The 1,660-nt window shown below is 43.7% G+C and carries 3 protein-coding genes; 2 read left to right on the top strand and 1 reads right to left on the bottom strand.

The features are described from left to right. The first annotated feature begins 50 nt into the window (after nucleotides 1-50). A complete protein-coding gene (locus B7X71_RS16490) occupies nucleotides 51-677 on the top strand; it encodes an OmpW family outer membrane protein (RefSeq protein ID WP_293601532.1) in 627 nt (208 codons plus the stop codon). Nucleotides 678-731: 54 nt separating this feature from the next. Here the strand turns inward: B7X71_RS16490 and B7X71_RS16495 are convergent, their stop codons facing one another. Then, complete coding sequence (locus tag B7X71_RS16495) at nucleotides 732-1,334, bottom strand: ATP-binding protein (RefSeq protein WP_293599027.1); 603 nt, start codon at nucleotides 1,332-1,334, stop codon at nucleotides 732-734. A 101-nt stretch (nucleotides 1,335-1,435) separates the two neighbouring features. Between B7X71_RS16495 and B7X71_RS16500 the strand changes: the two genes are divergently transcribed. Continuing rightward, nucleotides 1,436-1,660, top strand: a 225-nt coding sequence (locus tag B7X71_RS16500) for an ATP-binding cassette domain-containing protein (RefSeq protein WP_293601533.1), incomplete at its 3' end; no start/stop codon positions are given.

Consider the following 1,660-nt stretch of genomic DNA (forward strand, 5'->3'; position numbering starts at 1 on the left):
TCAATTTGAAAATAGATCCATCAAATTGATAACAAAAAAAGGGGTAAATCATGCGTCTTAAAACTCTAGTAGCCGCTATGGCAGCAGTAGCTTCATTGGCTCCAATCGCTGCTCAAGCTCAATCTTCAAGCGAGAACCCATGGATGGTTCGTGTACGTGCAGTGGACTTACTTTGGAGTAATGGCCAATCCGGTAGCGTAGTCCAAGGTGCCAATGTAAAAGCAAAGGACCAGGTTATTCCTGAGTTGGATATTTCCTATTTTTTCACTAAAAATATTGCTGCAGAACTAGTGTTAACTTATCCACAGACCATTCAGATCGATGCTGGTGGCGACAAGCTCGGTACCATTAAGGCACTTCCCCCATCTTTACTTCTCCAATATCATTTCACAGATTTTGGCGCATTCAAGCCTTATGTTGGTGCAGGCGTGAATTACACAATCTTTAGTAGTCGTAACAACTTGGGTAATGGAGCATATTCAGTCGATAACTCAAGCTTTGGTGCGGTTGGTCAAGTTGGTATGGATTATATGTTTGATAAAAATTGGGGTCTAAACGTCGACCTTAAATATGCCACTATGTCTACCAATGTTACAACTACAGCTACTGGAGCTAATGGTGGTAAGTTGACTTTGAATCCTTGGATGCCAGCTGTTGGTGTAACTTACAAGTTCTAAGAATTCAGTTCTTAGTTCTTGAGATAGAGCCCTTAAGGGGCTCTATTTTTTTGTTCACTCATTATTAATCAAGTGTTCAATCAACTTCTCAAATTTGGCTTCATCAAAATGTAAATTATCAAAGCGCTGTATTGCAATATGCCCTGGAGGATTAACTCTGCGTTTGGTGTATTGATCCCAGTGCTTGAGTTTGTATTCATCTCGAGGGTCTGCGCGCTTTTCCATACGACGCTTTGCTTCGCTTTCATCGAGATCTATCCAGGCGATTTTGATGCTAGATACACTGGGTACTCCAAGCTCCTCGGGATTGAACATCCGTCCGCTTTGTATCTCGCTAGAGAATGGACCTACTAGGATGACATTGACGCCAAGTTGGAGGTTTTCTTTGGCGATGGCGATGAGGCCTGCATATTCCCAATCCCTGAGGTTCTGAAGATAGAAGGGGCTATCGCGATCATTGGGATTATTGGTAGTGAGCTCCATGACATGGGCACTATAGGCGCCGTAGACTGTATCTTTATCTAAGAAGAAAAAGTCCTCACCGGTCTTTTCCACTATTAGGGGTAGAGCCTTTTTAGCTAAAGTAGTTTTACCGGTGCCCGCATGGCCTGCAAAGAGGATAAGTCGTGGTGCGCCAGGGCTGAGCTTACAGGTCATTTATCGCTTTATTTGGGTGTATTGCCTGGTTAAATTCTACTTCTCAATCCCATGTTTATTGGAAATATCACCACTTTGCTTGAAGTGACGATAATGTCGCCATGGACTTAATCGTACTCCCTGACGCAACACTGCCTTTTGGCCACGTTGCCCTCCTCGCAAATACTGCTTTCTCATTGGAATCTGGGCAGCTTGTTGTCTTGATTGGCCGCAATGGCACTGGCAACTCCTCTCTATTGAAGATCTTGGCTGGCATAGAAAAAATGGATGATGGTTTGCTGCAATATCAGCAAGGCCTCCGCATTGCCTATGTTCCTCAAGAACCA

This window comes from Polynucleobacter sp. 39-46-10, from assembly GCF_002282275.1.